Genomic DNA, 16,934 nt, shown 5'->3' on the forward strand with positions numbered 1-16,934 from the left:
TGGCGTCGGGCGATCACTTGTGGTCGGTGTTCACCCGCGACGACCGGCGCCGCGGCAAAGGCCCCCGCGTCCTGCAGACGAAGGAGATGATCGGCAATCTGCGGGCGGCGCACCACCACCGCTACGAGCTGCCGCTGCTCGATGCGCCCGTGCGGTTTGCCGCGCAGTCGGTGCCCATCGATCCGTACGCGCTGGGCGTGCTGCTGGGCGGCGGCTGCCTCACGTGTTCGACCACGCCGAGCGACAGCACCACCGACCCGGAGCTGGCCGACGCGCTGCGATCAGCGATGCCTGGCATCACCGTGCGGCGGGAGTCCGACATCGACTACGTCCTCAACCACACGACGCGGCCTGGTGAAAGTCGAGCGATCGAGAACCCGGTGACGGGTGCACTTCGGCAGCTCGGCCTCGCCGGCACGCGGTCGCACACGAAATTCGTGCCGCAGATCTATCTGCAGAACTCGGCTGACGTCCGGCTGGCCGTTCTGCAGGGACTGCTCGACTCCGACGGCGGCCCGGTCACCCAAACCGGCCGGACCTGCCGGATTCAGTTCACCACCGTGTCCGATCGACTGCGCGACGACGTACGCTTCCTCGTCCAGTCTCTCGGCGGCGTGGTTCACCAGCGAACCCGCGCCGCGGCGGGCAGGACACCGGGTCGAGCCACGGGGCGCGAGGTGCCCCGCCGGTACGACGCCCACGTGCTCGACATCCGGCTTCCTGCCGGCGTCGTCCCGTTCCGGTTGACGCGCAAAGCGGCGACGTACGACGCCACCGGCGGCGGTACGCCGAAGCGGTACGTGGAGGACATCGAGCCGGCCGGCACGCACGAAGCCGTCTGCATCCGGGTTGCCGCCGAGGACTCGCTGTACGTCACCGAGGATTTCCTGCTGACGCACAACACCCTCAACGACGCCTTCATCATCCTCGACGAGGCGCAGAACACCACCGCCGAGCAGATGAAGATGTTCCTCACCCGGCTGGGATTCGGCTCGAAGGTCGTCGTGACCGGTGACACCACACAGATCGACCTGCCCGGCGGCGCCCGCTCCGGCCTGCGCGCCGCGGTCGACATCCTCGACGGCATCGACGACATCCACATCGCCGAATTGACCAGCGCCGACGTGGTCCGGCACCGGCTGGTGGCGGAGATCGTCGACGCGTATGCGCGGGCCGAGGATCCGACGGCGGCGAACCGGGCGCAACGTCGGGCGGCCGGGAGTCGATCGCGCCGGTGAGCATCGAGGTCTCGAACGAATCAGGAATGGACGTCTCCGAGGAAGAGCTGATCAGCGTCGCCCGGTTCGTCCTCGACAAGATGGACGTCCACCCGGCCGCCGAGCTGTCAATGGTGCTGCTCGATTCGGCCGCGATGGCCGACCTGCACATGCGCTGGATGGACCTGCCCGGCCCCACCGACGTCATGAGCTTCCCGATGGACGAGCTCGAGCCCGGCGGGCGGCCCGACGCGCCGGAGCCCGGCCCGTCGATGCTCGGCGACATCGTGCTGTGCCCGGAGTTCGCCGCCACCCAGGCCGCCGCCGCGGGGCACTCCCTGGGCCTGGAGCTCGCGCTGCTGACGGTGCACGGCGTATTGCACCTCCTGGGGTACGACCACGCCGAACCCGAGGAGGAAAAGGAGATGTTCGGCCTGCAGCGCCGATTGCTGGAGGAGTGGGTGGCCGACCAGGTCGACGCCTACCACTCCGACCGCCAGAGTGAACGCGATCGCCGGCTGCTCGACGACACCCGCTACTTCGGCGATTCGTGAACGGCATCGAACCGCTCGTCGGCGCCGTCGCGCTGGTGATCCTCGGCGGGATCTTCGCCGCCATCGACGCCGCCATCGGCACCGTGTCGGTGGCCCGCGTCGAGGACATGGTCCGCGACGAGCGTCCCGGCGCCACCCGGCTGGCCCGCGTGATGGCCGAGCGTCCCCGCTACGTCAACCTCGTCGTGCTGCTCCGCATCACCTGCGAGATCACCGCGACGGTGCTGCTGGTCGCCTACCTCTACGACGACCTGGGCGTGCGGTGGGGGCTGTTCGTCTCGGCCGCCGTCATGGTGGTGGTGAGCTTCGTCGTCATCGGCGTCGGTCCGCGCACCATCGGCCGGCAGAACGCCTACACCATCGCGTTGGCGGCGGCCGTTCCGCTGCAGGCGATCTCGGTGCTGCTGACGCCCATCAGCCGGCTGCTGATCCTGCTCGGCAACGCCGTCACCCCCGGTCGCGGCTTCCGCAACGGCCCGTTCGCCTCCGAGATCGAACTGCGCGAGGTGGTGGACCTCGCGCAGCAGCGCGGGGTGGTCGCCGACGACGAGCGCCGCATGATCCAGTCGGTGTTCGAGCTCGGCGACACCCCGGCCCGCGAGGTGATGGTGCCCCGCACCGAGATGGTGTGGATCGAGAGCGACAAGTCGGCAGGTCAGGCGACGTCGTTGGCGGTGCGCAGCGGCCATTCCCGGATCCCGGTCGTCGGGGAGAACGTCGACGACATCCTGGGCGTCGTCTACCTCAAAGACCTGGTGCAGCAGACGTACTACTCGACCAACGGCGGCCGCGACACGAAGGTCAGCGAGGTCATGCGCCCGCCGGTGTTCGTGCCGGACTCCAAACCGCTCGACGAGCTGCTCCGCGAGATGCAGCGCGACCGCAAGCACATGGCGCTGCTGGTCGACGAGTACGGCGCCATCGCCGGGCTGGTGACCATCGAGGACGTGCTGGAGGAGATCGTCGGGGAGATCGCCGACGAATACGACACCGACGAGGTCGCGCCGATCGAGGAACTCGAGGACGGCCGCTACCGGGTGTCGGCCCGGCTGCCGATCGAGGATCTCGGCGAGCTGTACGGCCTGGAGTTCGACGACGACCTCGACGTCGACACCGTCGGCGGCCTGGTCGCGTTCGAGCTGGGCCGCGTGCCGCTGCCGGGCGCCGAGGTCACCACGCACGGCCTGCGGCTCGTCGCCGAGGGCGGCCGCGACCGGCGCGGGCGCACACGCATCGGCACCGTGTTGGTGAGCCGCATCGAGGAGCCCGAGGACGAGAAGAAGGAAACCGCCGACGATGAGTGACCCGCTCGACGCCGAGGATGCCAAGCTGGTGACGCTGGCGCGCAGCGCGATGGCCCGTGCGGAGGCCGGCAGCGGCGCCGCCGTCCGCGACGGCGACGGCCGGACCTACGCCGCCGCTCCGGTGACGCTCACGGCGCTGCGGCTCACTGCGCTGCAGGCGGCGGTCGCGGCGGCGGTGTCGAGCGGGGCGACGGCGCTGGAGGCGGCCGTGCTGGTCGGCGGTGACGCCGCCGACGAGGGCGTCGCCGCGGTGCGCGAGCTGGCCCCGCACGCCGCCGTCATCGTCACCGACCGCCGCGGGAACCTGGTGTGAGCGGATTCCGTTCCGGCTTCGTCTGTTTCGTCGGCCGACCCAACACCGGCAAGTCCACCCTGACCAACGCGCTCGTCGGCGCGAAGGTGGCCATCACGAGCAACCGCCCGCAGACCACGCGGCACACCATCCGCGGCATCGTCCACCGCGACGACTTCCAGATCGTGCTCGTCGACACCCCGGGTCTGCACCGGCCGCGCACGCTGCTCGGTCAGCGGCTCAACGACCTGGTGCGCGCCACCTACTCCGAGGTCGACGTCGTCGGGCTGTGCATCCCCGCCGACGAGAAGATCGGGCCGGGGGACCGGTGGATCCTCGACCAGCTGGCCGCCGCCGCACCCCGCACCCCGCTCGTCGTCGTCGTCACGAAGATCGACAAGGTCGGCAAGGACCGGGTGGCCCAGCAGTTGCTGGCCGTCGCCGAGTTCGCCGGCGAGCGGGCCGCGGACATCGTGCCGGTCTCGGCGACCACCGGTGAGCAGGTCGACGTGCTGACCGACCTGCTGGCGGCGAAGCTGCCGGAGGGGCCGGCGTTCTACCCGGACGGCGAACTCACCGACGAACCCGAGGAAACGCTGATGGCCGAGCTCATCCGCGAGGCCGCGCTCGAAGGGGTGCGCGACGAGCTGCCGCATTCGCTGGCGGTGGTCATCGACGAGGTCGAGGAACGTGCGGACCGGGACGATCTGATAGACGTCCACGCCATCATCTACGTCGAGCGCGACAGCCAGAAGGGCATCGTGATCGGAAAGGGCGGCGCGCGGCTGCGCGAGGTGGGCACGGCGGCCCGGCAGCAGATCGAGACCCTGCTCGGCACCAAGGTCTACCTGGACCTGCGCGTCAAGGTGGCCAAGAACTGGCAGCGGGACCCCAAACAACTGGGCCGGCTGGGCTTTTAGGGCGAGTGTCGACGCGGCGTTCGCAGCGCGTGGTGGGAGACTGGCTCAATGCGGTTGTACCGGGATCGGGCGGTGGTGCTGCGGCAGCACAAGCTCGGCGAGGCCGACCGGATCGTCACCCTGCTCACCCGTAACCACGGTCTGGTGCGGGCGGTCGCGAAGGGGGCGCGGCGCACCCGCAGCAAGTTCGGCGCCCGGCTGGAGCCGTTCGCCCACATCGACGTGCAACTGCACCCGGGCCGCAACCTCGACATCGTCACCCAGGTGGCTGCCATCGACGCGTTCGCCGCGGACATCGTCAGCGACTACGGCCGCTACACCAGCGCCTGCGCCATCCTGGAGACCGCCGAGCGGCTGGCCGGGGAGGAACGGGCGCCCGCGCCGGCGCTGCACCAGCTGACCATCGGGGCGCTGCGCGCGGTGGCCGACGCCACGCGGCCGCGTGAGCTGGTGCTCGACGCCTACCTGCTGCGTGCGATGGGCATCGCGGGGTGGGCGCCGTCGCTGACCGAGTGCGCCCGCTGCGCCACGCCCGGTCCCCACCGCGCCTTTTCCGTCGCGGCCGGCGGCAGCGTCTGCATGCACTGTCGGCCGTCGGGGTCGACGACACCGCCGCACGCGGTGCTCGACCTGATGACCGCCCTGCGCGACGGCGACTGGGCGGCCGCCGAGTCCGCGCCCGCGCAGTACCGCAGCACCGCCAGCGGGCTGGTGGCCGCCCACCTGCAGTGGCATCTGGAGCGCCAGCTACGCACGCTGCCGCTGGTCGAGCGGCCCGATCGCACGGTCGGCGAACAGCGCATCAGGCTGGTCGGGCAGGATGTGGGCCATGGCTTCGACGCCGGAGGGGAACCGGGTGAACAACTGGTCGCGGGTGGCTGACCGCAACCGGAAGGCGCCATACCCGCAGTTGCCGCCGCCGGCCGACGACTACCCGACGTTCCCCGACACGTCGCGTTGGCCCGTCGTCTTCCCGGAGCTGCCGCGGCACACCAACGGCCGGTTCGCGCGGCCGCCGCAGCACACGTCGAAGGCCGCCGCGCCGCAGATACCCGCCGACCAGGTGCCCCAACACGTCGCCGTGGTGATGGACGGCAACGGCCGGTGGGCCACCCAACGCGGGCTGAGCCGCACCGAGGGCCACAAGATGGGTGAGGCGGTGCTCATCGACGTCACCTGCGGGGCAATCGAACTCGGCATCAAGCACCTCTCGGTGTACGCGTTCTCCACCGAGAACTGGAAGCGCAGCACCGAAGAGGTGCGCTTCCTGATGGGTTTCAACCGCGAGGTGGTGCGGCGCCGGCGCGAGAACCTCAACGACATGGGCGTCCGGATGCGCTGGGTCGGTTCCCGGCCGCGGATGTGGCGCAGCGTCATCAAGGAGTTCGACATCGCCGAGCAGATGACCGTCGGCAACGACGTCATCACCATCAACTACTGCGTGAACTACGGCGGGCGTACCGAAATCGTCGAGGCCGCCCGCGAACTCGCGCAGCAGGCGGCCGACGGAAAGGTGAACCCGAAGCGGATCACCGAGGCGATGTTCGCCAAGCACCTGCACCGAGCCGACATCCCGGACGTCGACCTGTTCATCCGCACCTCCGGTGAGCAGCGCGCCAGCAACTTCCTGTTGTGGCAGGCCGCGTACGCCGAGTACGTGTTCCAGGACAAGCTGTGGCCGGACTACGACCGGCGCGACCTGTGGGCGGCGTGCGAGGAGTACGTCAACCGGAACCGCAGATTCGGTCGAGCCGAATGATGTGCCTGAGCGGTCGAGCATGACGCTGCAGGAGCGGCTGCTCGCGGTGCTCGGTGAGGTGCTGCCGGTCACCGAGGAGGCCGACGGCGCCATCACCGTGCGCCACGAGGGCGCGCCGGTGTCGCTGCGGGTGGTGCCGATCGCCGACGACCTGGAGTTGGTGTCGCTGTCGACGGTGCTGGCGTGGGACATGGCGCTCACGAAAGCGGTGCGCGCCAAGATCGCCGGCTACGCCCGCGACAGCATGCTGGGCAGCGTGATCCTGCTGGAGAAGAAGTCGCAGGCGGATGTGTTGTTGCGGTACAACTTTCCCGGCAGCGGACTGTCCGACGATGCGTTGCGGACGCTGATCCTGATGGTGCTGGGGATCGGCGCGGACATCCGTCGCGAGCTCATGCCCGCCAAGAGTCCCTAGCGCGTCGCGGCGCAGTCCCCGCAGGTGCCGAAGATCTCGATGGTGTGGGTGACCTCGGAGTAGCCGTGCGCGTGGGCCACCGACTCCGCCCAGGATTCGACCGCCCGGCCCTGGACTTCGACGGTGGATCCGCAGGCGCGGCACACCAGGTGGTGGTGGTGCTGCGCCGAGCTGCACCGGCGGTACATCGCCTCGCCGCTGTCGGTGCGCAGCGTGTCGACGTGACCGGCGGCCGACATCGCCTGCAGCGTGCGATAGACGGTGGTCAGCCCGATCTCGTCGCCGCGGCGACGCAGCTCGTCGTGCAGCTCCTGGGCCGACCGGAACCCTTCGACGGTCTCCAGCAGCGCCGTGATGGCGGCGCGCTGCCGCGTCGCCCGCACTCCGGTGGTCATCGGTCGCCCGTTGCGGAGTCCTCGGCGGCATGGCTGACCGCGGCCTCGACGATGTGCAGCAGGTGGGAGTCGACGAGCCGGTAGGTCACCTCCCGGCCGGAGCGTTCGCCGGCCACCACACCGGCCTGCTTGAGGATCCGCAGATGTTGGCTGACCAGCGGTTGGGGCACGCCGAGCGCGTCGACGAGCTCGTGCACGCAGCGGCTCGCATCGCGCAGCTGCAGCACGATGGCGATGCGCACCGGCGCGGCGAGGGCCCGCAGGATCTCACCGGCGTCGTCGAGCACGTCGCGCGGCGGCAGCGCGGCGTCGCCGTGGTGCTCTGCCCCGGTGCCGATGGTGAAAACGGTTTTCATCTCCTGCCACCATCGCATGCACGATGACGCATGTCAAAGGCGGCTAGGCTGTCCCTCCGTGGCTCCGTCTTCCTCGATCATCGACACCGTTGCGAACCTGGCGAAACGCCGTGGTCTGGTCTATCAATCGGGCGAGATCTACGGGGGCACGAAGTCGGCGTGGGACTATGGCCCGCTGGGCGTCGAGCTGAAAGAGAACATCAAGCGGCAGTGGTGGCGGTCGGTGGTCACCGGCCGCGACGACGTCGTCGGCCTCGACTCCGCAATCATCCTGCCGCGCGAGGTGTGGGTGGCCTCGGGTCATGTCGAGGTGTTCAACGATCCGCTGGTCGAATGCCTGAACTGCCACAAGCGACACCGGCAGGACCATCTGCAGGAGGCCTACAGCGAAAAGGAGGCGAAGAAGGGCAACATCATCGATCCGGACTCCGTGCCGATGAGCGAGATCGCCTGCCCCGACTGCGGCACCAAGGGCCGGTGGACCGAGCCGCGCGACTTCAACATGATGCTCAAGACCTACCTCGGACCCATCGAGACCGAGGAGGGGCTGCACTACCTGCGTCCGGAGACCGCCCAGGGCATCTTCGTGAATTTCGCCAACGTGGTCACCACCGCCCGGAAGAAGCCGCCGTTCGGCATCGGCCAGATCGGCAAGAGTTTCCGCAACGAGATCACCCCGGGGAACTTCATCTTCCGCACCCGCGAGTTCGAGCAGATGGAGATGGAATTCTTCGTCGAGCCGTCGACCGCCCCGCAGTGGCACCAGTACTGGATCGACACCCGGCTGCAGTGGTACGTCGACCTCGGCATCGACCGCGACAACCTGCGGCTCTACGAGCACCCCGCGGAGAAGCTCTCGCACTACTCCGACCGCACCGTCGACATCGAGTACAAGTTCGGTTTCGCCGGCAGCGCGTGGGGCGAGCTTGAGGGCATCGCCAACCGCACCGACTTCGACCTGTCCACGCACAGCAAGCATTCCGGCACCGAGCTGTCGTTCTACGACCAGGCGACCGACACCCGCTACACCCCGTACGTCATCGAACCGGCTGCCGGTCTCACCCGGTCGTTCATGGCGTTCTTGGTCGACGCCTACACCGAGGACGAGGCGCCCAACGCCAAGGGCGGGGTGGACAAGCGGACGGTGCTGCGGCTCGATCCGCGGCTGGCGCCGGTGAAGGCCGCGGTGCTGCCGCTGTCCCGGCACGCCGACCTGTCGCCGAAGGCGCGCGACCTGGCCGCCGAGCTGCGCGGCAACTGGAACGTGGAGTTCGACGACGCCGGGGCGATCGGGCGGCGCTACCGCCGGCAGGACGAGATCGGCACGCCCTTCTGCATCACCGTCGACTTCGACTCGCTGGAGGACCACGCCGTCACGGTCCGCACGCGCGACGAGATGACGCAGGAGCGCATCGCGATCGACGCGGTCGCGGACTACCTCGCGGTGCGGCTCAAGGGCGCCTGAGGTCAGAACCGGCCGCTGCGGCCACCGTGGCCGCCGTAGCTGCGTCCGGAGGAGCGCGACGCGCCGCCGAACGACGTCGAGCGGCCGAGCCCGCGGCCGCCGCCGAAGCTGCCGCCCCAGCCGCTGCCGCCGCTGAACCCGCCACGTAGCACGCTGCCGATGACGATGCCACCCAGCATCGCCCCGAGATCGCCTGAGCCGCCGCCGGATCCGCCGCCGTAGTCGCCGCCGGTGAAGCTCTGCTGCGCCGCGCGGACGTCATCGTTGGCCAGCGTCTGCGCTTGAGCCGCGAGGGTGGCCGCACCGTTGGCGTGCGCGAGGGCCTCCGCGATGTTGCTGTCGCGTTTGGCCGTCGCGGCCTCGAGCTGCCGGACGGCTTCGGCTAGCCGGGTGCGGGCCTCGGGGCCGATGGTGCCGCGCCGGGTGTCGATGTAGTCGGCCACCGCCTTGGTGCGCGCCTGCGCGGCGAACAGGGCCTGCTCGAACGTCCGGGTCAGTCGCTCGGTGGCCTCGCGCTGCTGCGCCGCCTCCGCGAGCAGCCGGTCGAGCTCGGCGTCCGCAGCGCTGAGCCGGTGGAACGCGCCGAGTGGATCGTCCTGACCGCGCGTGCGGGCGTGCTCGACGGCCGCCGCGGCCTGGTCGCGGGCCCGCGCCAGCGTCTCGGCGTGCGGGGTCTGCGGTTGGCGCAACTGTTCGCTCGCCGCATCGATGCCGGCCTGCAGGTCGGCGATGGCGGCGGCGAGACCGGTCACGGCGCGGTTGATGTCACGCGCCGCGGTGTCGACCGCGTCGAGCAGCGTGTCTGCCTGTGCCAGAGCCGATTCCGCGGCGCGAAGCGCGTCGATCAATCCGGTCTGGTCACCGGCGGGCCGGGCGACCAGACCGCGGGCGGTGCTGATCTGCTGATCGGCGAACGCCAGCCGTTGCCGCGCCTCGTCGACGTTGTCCGCCACCGATGCCAGCGCCGACTCGCTGAATTGCCCTCGCAGGTCGGCCAGCGTCGACTCCGCGGGCGCCAGCCGGGCCGTGAGGGCGACGACCTGCTGCGTCAGCGCGTCGAGCCGGCTCGGCGCGTCGATCAGCAGGTTGCGCAGCGCCTCGAAGGCGTCACTTTGCCGGTCGAGTTCGCGGTCGGCCCGCGCCGCCGCGACGATCACCTGTAGCAGCATGTCCCGGCGCTGCTGCGGTGACTCCGGGGCCTCGTCGTCGAGCAGCTGCCGCGCCGAGAACGCCTGCGCCAGCGCGGTGCGCGCGGCCGAGACCGCGGCCCGGAACGGCTCGGTCTCGCTGGCGCCGAATTCGCCCTCGGCCAGCGCCAGCTCCTCCTCGCTGGTGCGCACGGCGTTGTCGACGTCGACGACGATCGCCTTGGACAGGTCGTCGAGCGCGTCGGTCGAAAACGGCGCCAGCGCAGCGGGATCGGTGGCATCGACGCGCTGGGCCGCGGCCACCTCCGCCTTTCGGCGCGCGCGCCGCCGGCGCCTCGCCACCACGGTGAGCAAGACGACGAACACCGCGAGGACCGCGAGGATGACGAGCACCGCCGGCCACGGCACGCCGGAACCCGAACTCTCGGAGTCGGTCTGGAGTCCGGTGGCGGCGGCCACCGCGGCGCCCGCCCAGTCCCGGGTCCGCAGCCGCGGCTCGACGCCGTCGACGAGGATGTCGTCGATCCGGGAATCGGAGGCCACCGATCGGGGCACCCGGAACACGAATTCCCCCTGCGCCACGGCGACCGCGAGTAGTGCGTCACGGTCGCCGAAGTTGGACAACGACAGGGTGCGGTCGCCCCAGGAGTCGGCGTTGCGGTCGTCGAAGTCGTCGACGTACACCACCCACAGCCGCACCCGGCGAGTGTCGTAGAGGCCGTCGACCGCCTGCTGCACCCGGTCGCGGTCCGCGGGCGTGAGCGCACCGGCCGGATCGGTGACCGGCTCGGGTACCCGCATCGGGGGCTCGGCCGCCACCACCGGTGCCAGTGCGATCAGTGCGCTGAGCAGCGCGAGCAGCACGGACACTCCACGGGCGGTGCGCATGACCGACAATGTAGTGCTCCGCTGCGGGGCGGCCGCCGCCACAGCTGGCAGACTGTGCAGCGGTGGCCACGAACCGATACGACGACGCCGACCGCGAGCGTGTGGTGCGCGAATCGCCGAAGGTCGCCGCTTTGCCCGGCGCCGACACCGAACACCGCACCGACTTCGCGCGGGACCGGGCGCGGGTGCTGCACAGCGCGGCGTTCCGCCGGCTCGCCGACAAGACGCAGGTCGTCGGGCCCCGCGAGAGCGACACGCCCCGCACCCGCCTCACGCACTCGCTGGAGGTGGCGCAGATCGGCCGCGGGATGGCCGTCGGGCTGGGCTGCGATCCGGACCTCGTCGACCTCGCCGGCCTGGCGCACGACATCGGCCATCCGCCCTACGGTCACAACGGCGAACGCGCGCTCGACGAAATCGCGTCGCACTGCGGCGGTTTCGAGGGCAACGCGCAGAACTTCCGCATCCTGACCCGGCTCGAACCGAAGGTGCTCGACGCCGAGGGGCGCAGCGCGGGCCTCAACCTCACCCGCGCGGCACTGAACGCCGTCACCAAGTACCCATGGCGCCGGGAGTCGGGCCGGCCGAAGTTCGGCTTCTACGACGACGACCGCGAGATCGCCGACTGGGTGCGCGGCAGCGCCGGCGAGCGGCCGTGCCTGGAGGCGCAGGTGATGGACTGGGCCGACGACGTCGCCTACTCGGTGCACGACGTGGAGGACGGCGTCGTGTCGGGCCGCATCGACCTGCGGGTGCTCGCCGACTCCGATGCCGCCGACGAGCTCGCGCGCCTCGGCGAGAGCGCGTTCGGCGGCGTGCCGGCCGACGACCTACGGGAGGCGGCGTCGCGGCTCTCGGGGCTGCCGGTGGTCGCCGCCGTCGGCAAGTACGACGCCACGCTGAGCGCCTCGGTCGCCCTCAAGCGACTGACGAGCGAGCTGGTGGGACGGTTCGCGTCGGCCGCCATCGCCGCCACGCGCGAGGCGTCGGGGACCGCGCCCCTGCGCCGGTTCGACACCGACCTGGCGGTGCCCAACGCCGTGCGCGCGGAGGTGGCGGTGCTCAAGATCTTGGCGCTGCAATACATCATGAGCGACCCGAGACACCTACAGCTCCAGTCCGAACAGCGCGAACGGGTGCAGCGCATCGCGCAGTGGTTGCTCGCCGGCGCACCCGCCACGCTCGACCCGCTGTTCGTGCCGGCGTTCAACGACGCGCCCGACGACGGCGCTCGGCTGCGGGTGGTGATCGACCAGATCGCGTCGCTGACGGAGACCCGGCTGGAACGCATCGAAGGCCCATAGCCGGCGTGGCGGACAGCCGCTGCCGCCTAAACTGGCCCGGTGGCCGCCCGCATAGCAGATCGCGACATCGCGGCCATCCGTGAACGTGTCCGCATCGAGGACGTCGTCGGCGATTACGTGCAGCTGCGACGCGCCGGCGCCGATTCGCTCAAGGGGCTCTGCCCGTTCCACGACGAGAAGTCCCCGTCGTTCCACGTGCGGCCCAACCACGGCCACTTCCACTGCTTCGGCTGCGGCGAGGGCGGCGACGTGTATGCCTTCGTGCAGAAGATCGAGCACACGGGGTTCGTCGAGGCCGTCGAGATGCTGGCGGACCGGATCGGCTACACCATCACCTACTCCGGCGGCGGTGCCGCCGTGCAGCGCGACCGCGGCGGGCGCAGCCGGCTGGTCGCCGCTAACGCCGCGGCGCAGGAGTTCTACGCCGCGGCGCTGCAGTCCGAGGAGGCTGCCCCGGCGCGCCAGTACCTGATCGACCGGAACTTCGACGCCGCCGCCGCCCAGCGCTTCGGCTGCGGCTACGCGCCGGGCGGCTGGGACGTCCTGACCAAACACCTGCTGCGCAAGGGCTTCGAGTTCCCGGAGCTGGAAGCGGCGGGGCTCTCCCGGGAGGGCCGGCGCGGTCCGATCGACCGGTTCCAGCGGCGGCTGCTGTGGCCCATCCGCGCCAGCAGCGGCGAGGTGATCGGCTTCGGCGCCCGGCGCATCTTCGACGACGACCACATCACCGCCAAGTACGTCAACACCCCCGAGACGGTGCTGTACAAGAAGTCGTCGGTGTTGTTCGGCCTCGACCTGGCCAAGCGTGACATCGCCAAGGGACACCAGGCGGTGGTCGTCGAGGGCTACACCGACGTGATGGCGATGCACCTCGCGGGTGTCACGACGGCCGTCGCCGCGTGCGGCACGGCGTTCGGCGAGGAGCACCTCGCGATGCTGCGCCGGCTCATGATGGACGACAGCTTCTTCCGCGGCGAGCTGATCTACGTCTTCGACGGCGACGCCGCGGGCCGGGCCGCCGCGGTGAAGGCGCTCGAGGGGGATCAGCAGCTCGCCGGCCAGTCCTACGTCGCCGTCGCCTCGGACGACAACTTGGCTGGGATGGACCCGTGCGACATCCGGCTTCACTTCGGCGACGGCGCGCTGCGGGACCTGGTGGCGCGCCGGACCCCGCTGTTCGAGTTCGCGATCCGCACCGCCCTGGCCGAGATGGACTTGGAGACCGCCGAGGGCCGGGTCGCCGCCCTGCGTCGCTGCGTGCCGATGGTGGCGCGCATCAAGGACTCGACACTGCGCGACGAGTACGCCCGGCAGTTGGCCGGCTGGGTGGGCTGGGACGACGTCGCGCAGGTGATCGGCCGGGTCCGGGAGCAGGCCGGTGCGCCCGCGCCGGGCCGGCCGCAGCGCCGCCGCCCGGCCGCTGCCGCGCCGACGCCGCGACCCGACCCGACGGACCCCACGCTGTGGCCGCAGCGCGAGGCGCTCAAATCGGCGCTGCAGTATCCGACGCTCGCCGGGCCGGTGTTCGACGCGCTGCCGGTGCAGAGTTTCACCCATCCGGGGTACGGCGCCGTGCGCGCGGCGATCGCCGCTGCCGGGGGCACCGCCGCCGGGGTGTCGGGCGCCGAGTGGATCGAGGCCGTGCGGGGCCAGGCGCCGTCACCGGCGGCCGCGACGCTGATCAACGAGCTGGGCGTGGAGGCCATCCGCGTCGACGACGACGAGCGGCTACCGCGCTACATCTCCGGCGTGCTCGCGCGGCTGCAGGAGGTGTGGGTCGGCCGGCAGATCGCCGAGGTCAAGTCCAAGCTGCAGCGGATGTCGCCCATCGAGCAGGGCGACGAATACCACGCCCTGTTCGGCGACCTGGTGGCGATGGAGGCCTACCGGCGCAGCCTGCTCGAGCAGGCCACCGGCGACGGTCACGACCTGACGGCCTGACCTACCGGCGGGCGCTGCCGTTGCGCTCGGGGGTCAGCACGGTGGTGCCGTCGACGACGTCGGTCAGCTCGACGAGCGCCGGGTCCGGCGACACCCGGTCGGCGACCTTGCGGCGGCCGGCGTCGATCACCGACTTGGCGACCGGGCTGCTGGTGACGGCCCGATACGTGCCGGCGATCTGGTCGTAGCGGCGACGGCCGGCTTTCGACCCCAACACGTAACCGACTGCCAGGACGGCGACATAACCGAACAATTGAAAATCCCTCCGCGCGACGAACCTGCCGTCCATCCTGCCTGACGAACGGTCGGTCGGCCGCTTTGGCGTCGCGCCCGCCTCGTGCGCTAGAGTCGGTCCTCGGCCCACGGCGCAACCGATCGTGGCCGCGACGGTCCCCTGTAGCTCAATTGGCAGAGCATCCGACTGTTAATCGGACGGTTGCTGGTTCGAGTCCAGCCGGGGGAGCGGCAAACCATCGCAGTCTCCGGGCGCGCCGCCGCGGTTAGGCTTCGGGCATGGCGTCCCCGCGGATCTCGGCCACGCTCCTGCTCAGCACCGCCCTGCTGCTGTCGGCGGGCTGCGGGTGGAGCCCGCCGTCCGCCCCGCCGCCGCCCAACATCACCTGCAGCGCCGAGGACAGCCCCGCCGGTGGCACGGTCCAGATGGCGATCGACGACCTCGGCCCGAACTGGCGCGAGGTGGCGCGCGGCCACACCAACAACTGCCGGCTGCACTGGGTGCAGGTCTCGGCCGGTGACGCCCCGGCCGCGCCGCAGCAGTTGCTGTTCTTCGACCGCCAGCGACCGGCAGGGGCCGCCACCCCGGAGCCGCGGCCCTACCTCACGGTGGTCGGCACCGGCGAGGACACCGTCACCGTGCAGTACCAGTGGCAGACCCCGACCGACGCACCCGAGCGGCCCACCGGGATCGGCACGGTCGACTTCACGCTCGGCGACGACGGCAAGGTGACGCCCTCAGGCCCGATTCCCGGCCCCTAGGTGATCCTGCTCGATGGTCCGTAGCTCGTCCGGATCGAGCATCGCCACGTAGCGCAGCTTCTCGGGCACCCCGAACGCGTCGACCAGCGTCTTGGCGTGGGGGCGCAACCGGCGGCACCGGTCGTTGATGCCGCGGGTGACCGCCTTGGCCCGCTCGGTGGACAGGAACCGGTGCTCCATGTACCAGGCCTTGTCCGCCTCGATGACGCTGAGCGCATACAGGTCGCACACCATGCCCAGGATTTCGCGGGCCTCGTCGTCCTCGCAGGAGTCGATACCGGCGACGAAGGCCTCCAGGATGATCCGCTCGACGTGGGCCTGCGCCGCATGCAGCACGTGGTCCTGCACCGCGTTGAACGCGTCGAACGCACTCATCTCCCGCGACTTGCTCTGCAGCCGACGGGCGACCGTCGAGATCAGGTACCGCTCACGGTCTTCGAACATCTGCACCTGGGTGCCGCGGTTGAAGAGGCTGCCCTCCTCCTCGTTGTCCTGCCGGGTGTCGAGGATGGTCTGGATGATGGTCTGCGCGGCGGTGCGCTGGAGCACGCGCTCGCCGGCGAAGTTCGCCGCGAACCGCACCCACTCGACCGGGCTCATGCTCTTGATGTCGTCGGCGTAGGCGGTGAGGAGCTCCTTGGCCACCAGCTGGGTCAGCACGTGGTTGTCGCCCTCGAAGGTGGTGAAGACGTCGATGTCGCCGCGCAGCCCGATCAGCCGGTTCTCGGCGAGATAGCCGGCGCCACCGCAGGCTTCGCGGGCCTCCTGGATGGCGTGGCTGGCATGCCAGGTGTTGGCCGCCTTGAGCCCGGCCGCGCGGGCCTCCAGCTCGCGCTGCTCCTCGGCGTCGGCGTCGTCGGCCGACTGCAGCTCGTGGCATTTCGACACCAGCTCGTTCTGGGCGAACTGCAGGGCGTAGGACCTCGCGATCAGCGGCAGCAGCCGCCGCTGGTGCACCAGGTAGTCCATGATGACGACCTCGTCGTCGCTGTCCGGCGCCTTGAACTGCTTGCGCTGCAGCGCATATCGCGTGGCGATGTCCAACGCGACCCGGGCGGCGGCCGCACCGCTCCCCCCGACCGTCACCCGGCCCCGGATCAGCGTGCCCAACATGGTGAAGAACCGCCGGTTCGGGTTCTCGATCGGCGACGAGTAAGTGCCGTCCTCGGCGACGTCGCCGTAGCGGTTGAGCAGGTTCTCCCGTGGCACCCGCACGTTGTCGAAGACGATGCGGCCGTTGTCGACGCCGGGCAGGCCGCCCTTGTAGTCACAGTCCGACGTGGTGACGCCGGGCAGGTCGTTGCCGTCCTCGTCGCGGATGGGCACCAGCACGCAGTGCACCCCGTGGTTGACGGGCTCACCGTTCTCGTGGGTGATCAGTTGCGCGAAAACCGCTGCCATGCGGGCGGTCTCGGCCGCGCCGCCGATGTAATCCTTGCGCGCGGTGGGCGTGGGGGAGTTGACGACGAACTCCTGGGTCTCCGGATCGTAGGTCGCGGTGGTCTCCAGCGACTGCACGTCGCTCCCGTGGCCGGTCTCGGTCATCGCGAAACAGCCGAGCAGCTCGCAATCGATGATCTTGCGCACGTACCGCTCGTGATGGCGCTCGGTGCCGAGGTTCTCCACCGCGCCGCCGAACAGTCCCCATTGGACGCCCGCCTTGACCATCAGCGACAGATCGCTCATCGCGACCATCTCGATCTGGGTGATGGCGGCGCCCACGTTGCCGTTGCCGCCGTGCTCCTTGGCGAAGCCGTCCTCGGCCGCCCCGGCCGCGGCCATGATCCTCAACTGCTCGTTGACCTTGGTGCGGGCGATGACGGTGTTGGGGGTGTAATGCGGCTTGAAGACGTCGTCGTTCAGCTTCTCCCGCATTGCGTTCTTCACGTCGCGCCAGCGGCCGTCGAGTGCGTTGCGGAGGTGGTCGGCGGTGGTGGTCATACTGAACGGTAACCCGTTTCGGGTCGATCCATACGTGAC

General features: G+C 70.5%; 16 protein-coding genes, 1 tRNA gene and 2 pseudogenes. 14 read left to right on the forward strand and 5 right to left on the reverse strand.

Annotated elements, in window-relative coordinates; all coding sequences use genetic code 11:
• Positions 1-287 precede the first annotated feature (287 nt).
• The 9 genes and pseudogenes from LV457_RS09625 to LV457_RS09665 all read left to right on the forward strand — a co-directional run.
• Positions 288-623: pseudogene (locus LV457_RS09625) on the forward strand (LAGLIDADG family homing endonuclease); the annotation flags it as partial.
• Between the two features lie 279 nt (positions 624-902).
• Positions 903-1,238, forward strand: a pseudogene (locus tag LV457_RS09630) (PhoH family protein); the annotation flags it as partial.
• Positions 1,235-1,771, forward strand: a complete 537-nt coding sequence (ybeY, locus tag LV457_RS09635) for an rRNA maturation RNase YbeY (RefSeq protein WP_232170571.1) — start codon at positions 1,235-1,237, stop codon at positions 1,769-1,771. The pseudogene LV457_RS09630 and the gene ybeY, both read left to right, overlap by 4 nt.
• Positions 1,768-3,075, forward strand: a complete 1,308-nt coding sequence (locus LV457_RS09640; protein ID WP_232170572.1) for a hemolysin family protein — start codon at positions 1,768-1,770, stop codon at positions 3,073-3,075. Before ybeY ends, LV457_RS09640 begins: the two co-directional genes overlap by 4 nt.
• Positions 3,068-3,388 carry a cytidine deaminase gene (locus tag LV457_RS09645; protein WP_232170573.1) on the forward strand — a complete coding sequence of 107 codons (321 nt, stop codon included), beginning with the start codon at positions 3,068-3,070 and terminating at the stop codon, positions 3,386-3,388. The genes LV457_RS09640 and LV457_RS09645 overlap by 8 nt, the downstream gene beginning before the upstream one ends.
• Positions 3,385-4,287, forward strand: a complete 903-nt coding sequence (era, locus tag LV457_RS09650; protein WP_232170574.1) for a GTPase Era — start codon at positions 3,385-3,387, stop codon at positions 4,285-4,287. The genes LV457_RS09645 and era overlap by 4 nt, the downstream gene beginning before the upstream one ends.
• A gap of 48 nt (positions 4,288-4,335) precedes the next feature.
• A complete protein-coding gene (gene recO / locus LV457_RS09655) occupies positions 4,336-5,169 on the forward strand; it encodes a DNA repair protein RecO (protein ID WP_232170575.1) in 834 nt (277 codons plus the stop codon).
• On the forward strand, positions 5,117-6,046 hold the full coding sequence (locus LV457_RS09660; RefSeq protein ID WP_239030556.1) for a decaprenyl diphosphate synthase: 930 nt from the start codon (positions 5,117-5,119) through the stop codon (positions 6,044-6,046). Before recO ends, LV457_RS09660 begins: the two co-directional genes overlap by 53 nt.
• A gap of 19 nt (positions 6,047-6,065) precedes the next feature.
• Positions 6,066-6,461, forward strand: a complete 396-nt coding sequence (locus LV457_RS09665) for a hypothetical protein (protein WP_232170576.1) — start codon at positions 6,066-6,068, stop codon at positions 6,459-6,461.
• Here the strand turns inward: LV457_RS09665 and LV457_RS09670 are convergent.
• Positions 6,458-6,856 carry a Fur family transcriptional regulator gene (locus LV457_RS09670; RefSeq protein WP_232170577.1) on the reverse strand — a complete coding sequence of 133 codons (399 nt, stop codon included), beginning with the start codon at positions 6,854-6,856 and terminating at the stop codon, positions 6,458-6,460. The genes LV457_RS09665 and LV457_RS09670 overlap by 4 nt on opposite strands.
• On the reverse strand, positions 6,853-7,212 hold the full coding sequence (locus LV457_RS09675) for a helix-turn-helix transcriptional regulator (RefSeq protein WP_232170578.1): 360 nt from the start codon (positions 7,210-7,212) through the stop codon (positions 6,853-6,855). Before LV457_RS09675 ends, LV457_RS09670 begins: the two co-directional genes overlap by 4 nt.
• 16 nt (positions 7,213-7,228) lie before the next feature.
• Here LV457_RS09675 and LV457_RS09680 point away from each other — a divergent pair, with 16 nt between their 5' ends.
• On the forward strand, positions 7,229-8,677 hold the full coding sequence (locus LV457_RS09680; RefSeq protein ID WP_232170579.1) for a glycine--tRNA ligase: 1,449 nt from the start codon (positions 7,229-7,231) through the stop codon (positions 8,675-8,677).
• Between the two features lie 2 nt (positions 8,678-8,679).
• On the opposite strand, the gene LV457_RS09685 is transcribed toward LV457_RS09680, so the two are convergent.
• Entirely contained in the window at positions 8,680-10,713 is a 2,034-nt protein-coding gene (locus LV457_RS09685) for a TPM domain-containing protein (protein ID WP_232170580.1), read from the reverse strand.
• 62 nt (positions 10,714-10,775) lie between these two features.
• Here LV457_RS09685 and LV457_RS09690 point away from each other — a divergent pair, with 62 nt between their 5' ends.
• Together LV457_RS09690 and dnaG are read left to right on the forward strand one after the other, a co-directional pair.
• The gene (locus tag LV457_RS09690; protein WP_232170581.1) at positions 10,776-12,017 is read left to right on the forward strand and encodes a deoxyguanosinetriphosphate triphosphohydrolase; all 1,242 of its coding nucleotides are present in this window, start codon (positions 10,776-10,778) and stop codon (positions 12,015-12,017) included.
• A gap of 39 nt (positions 12,018-12,056) precedes the next feature.
• The gene (gene dnaG, locus LV457_RS09695) at positions 12,057-13,958 is read left to right on the forward strand and encodes a DNA primase (protein WP_232170582.1); all 1,902 of its coding nucleotides are present in this window, start codon (positions 12,057-12,059) and stop codon (positions 13,956-13,958) included.
• 1 nt (position 13,959) lies between these two features.
• Here the strand turns inward: dnaG and LV457_RS09700 are convergent, their stop codons facing one another.
• Positions 13,960-14,211 (reverse strand): hypothetical protein, encoded by a 252-nt coding sequence (locus tag LV457_RS09700; protein ID WP_232170583.1) that lies wholly within the window; start codon positions 14,209-14,211, stop codon positions 13,960-13,962.
• Between the two features lie 137 nt (positions 14,212-14,348).
• On the opposite strand from LV457_RS09700, the gene LV457_RS09705 reads away from it, so the two are divergent.
• Together LV457_RS09705 and LV457_RS09710 are read left to right on the forward strand one after the other, a co-directional pair.
• Positions 14,349-14,421 (forward strand) — tRNA-Asn (locus LV457_RS09705).
• 50 nt (positions 14,422-14,471) lie between these two features.
• Positions 14,472-14,954, forward strand: a complete 483-nt coding sequence (locus LV457_RS09710; protein WP_232170584.1) for an LppP/LprE family lipoprotein — start codon at positions 14,472-14,474, stop codon at positions 14,952-14,954.
• Here the strand turns inward: LV457_RS09710 and LV457_RS09715 are convergent.
• Positions 14,931-16,895, reverse strand: coding sequence for an acyl-CoA dehydrogenase (locus tag LV457_RS09715; protein ID WP_232170585.1), 1,965 nt, complete (start codon positions 16,893-16,895; stop codon positions 14,931-14,933). The genes LV457_RS09710 and LV457_RS09715 overlap by 24 nt on opposite strands.
• Between the last annotated feature and the right edge of the window lie 39 nt (positions 16,896-16,934).

Origin of the sequence: Mycobacterium sp. MYCO198283 (assembly GCF_021213805.1) — a bacterium.
GTDB lineage: Bacteria > Actinomycetota > Actinomycetes > Mycobacteriales > Mycobacteriaceae > Mycobacterium.

What these genes read in the sequence shown, in the direction of transcription:
- LV457_RS09710 (WP_232170584.1), top strand. Translation starts at nt 14,472, where the DNA reads ATGGCGTCCCCGCGGATCTCGGCCACGCTCCTGCTCAGCACCGCCCTG.
- LV457_RS09645 (WP_232170573.1), top strand. Translation starts at nt 3,068, where the DNA reads ATGAGTGACCCGCTCGACGCCGAGGATGCCAAGCTGGTGACGCTGGCG.
- LV457_RS09670 (WP_232170577.1), bottom strand. Translation starts at nt 6,856, where the DNA reads ATGACCACCGGAGTGCGGGCGACGCGGCAGCGCGCCGCCATCACGGCG.
- LV457_RS09665 (WP_232170576.1), top strand. Translation starts at nt 6,066, where the DNA reads ATGACGCTGCAGGAGCGGCTGCTCGCGGTGCTCGGTGAGGTGCTGCCG.
- LV457_RS09715 (WP_232170585.1), bottom strand. Translation starts at nt 16,895, where the DNA reads ATGACCACCACCGCCGACCACCTCCGCAACGCACTCGACGGCCGCTGG.
- recO (WP_232170575.1), top strand. Translation starts at nt 4,336, where the DNA reads ATGCGGTTGTACCGGGATCGGGCGGTGGTGCTGCGGCAGCACAAGCTC.
- LV457_RS09660 (WP_239030556.1), top strand. Translation starts at nt 5,117, where the DNA reads ATGGCTTCGACGCCGGAGGGGAACCGGGTGAACAACTGGTCGCGGGTG.
- LV457_RS09680 (WP_232170579.1), top strand. Translation starts at nt 7,229, where the DNA reads ATGCACGATGACGCATGTCAAAGGCGGCTAGGCTGTCCCTCCGTGGCT.
- LV457_RS09685 (WP_232170580.1), bottom strand. Translation starts at nt 10,713, where the DNA reads ATGCGCACCGCCCGTGGAGTGTCCGTGCTGCTCGCGCTGCTCAGCGCA.
- LV457_RS09675 (WP_232170578.1), bottom strand. Translation starts at nt 7,212, where the DNA reads ATGAAAACCGTTTTCACCATCGGCACCGGGGCAGAGCACCACGGCGAC.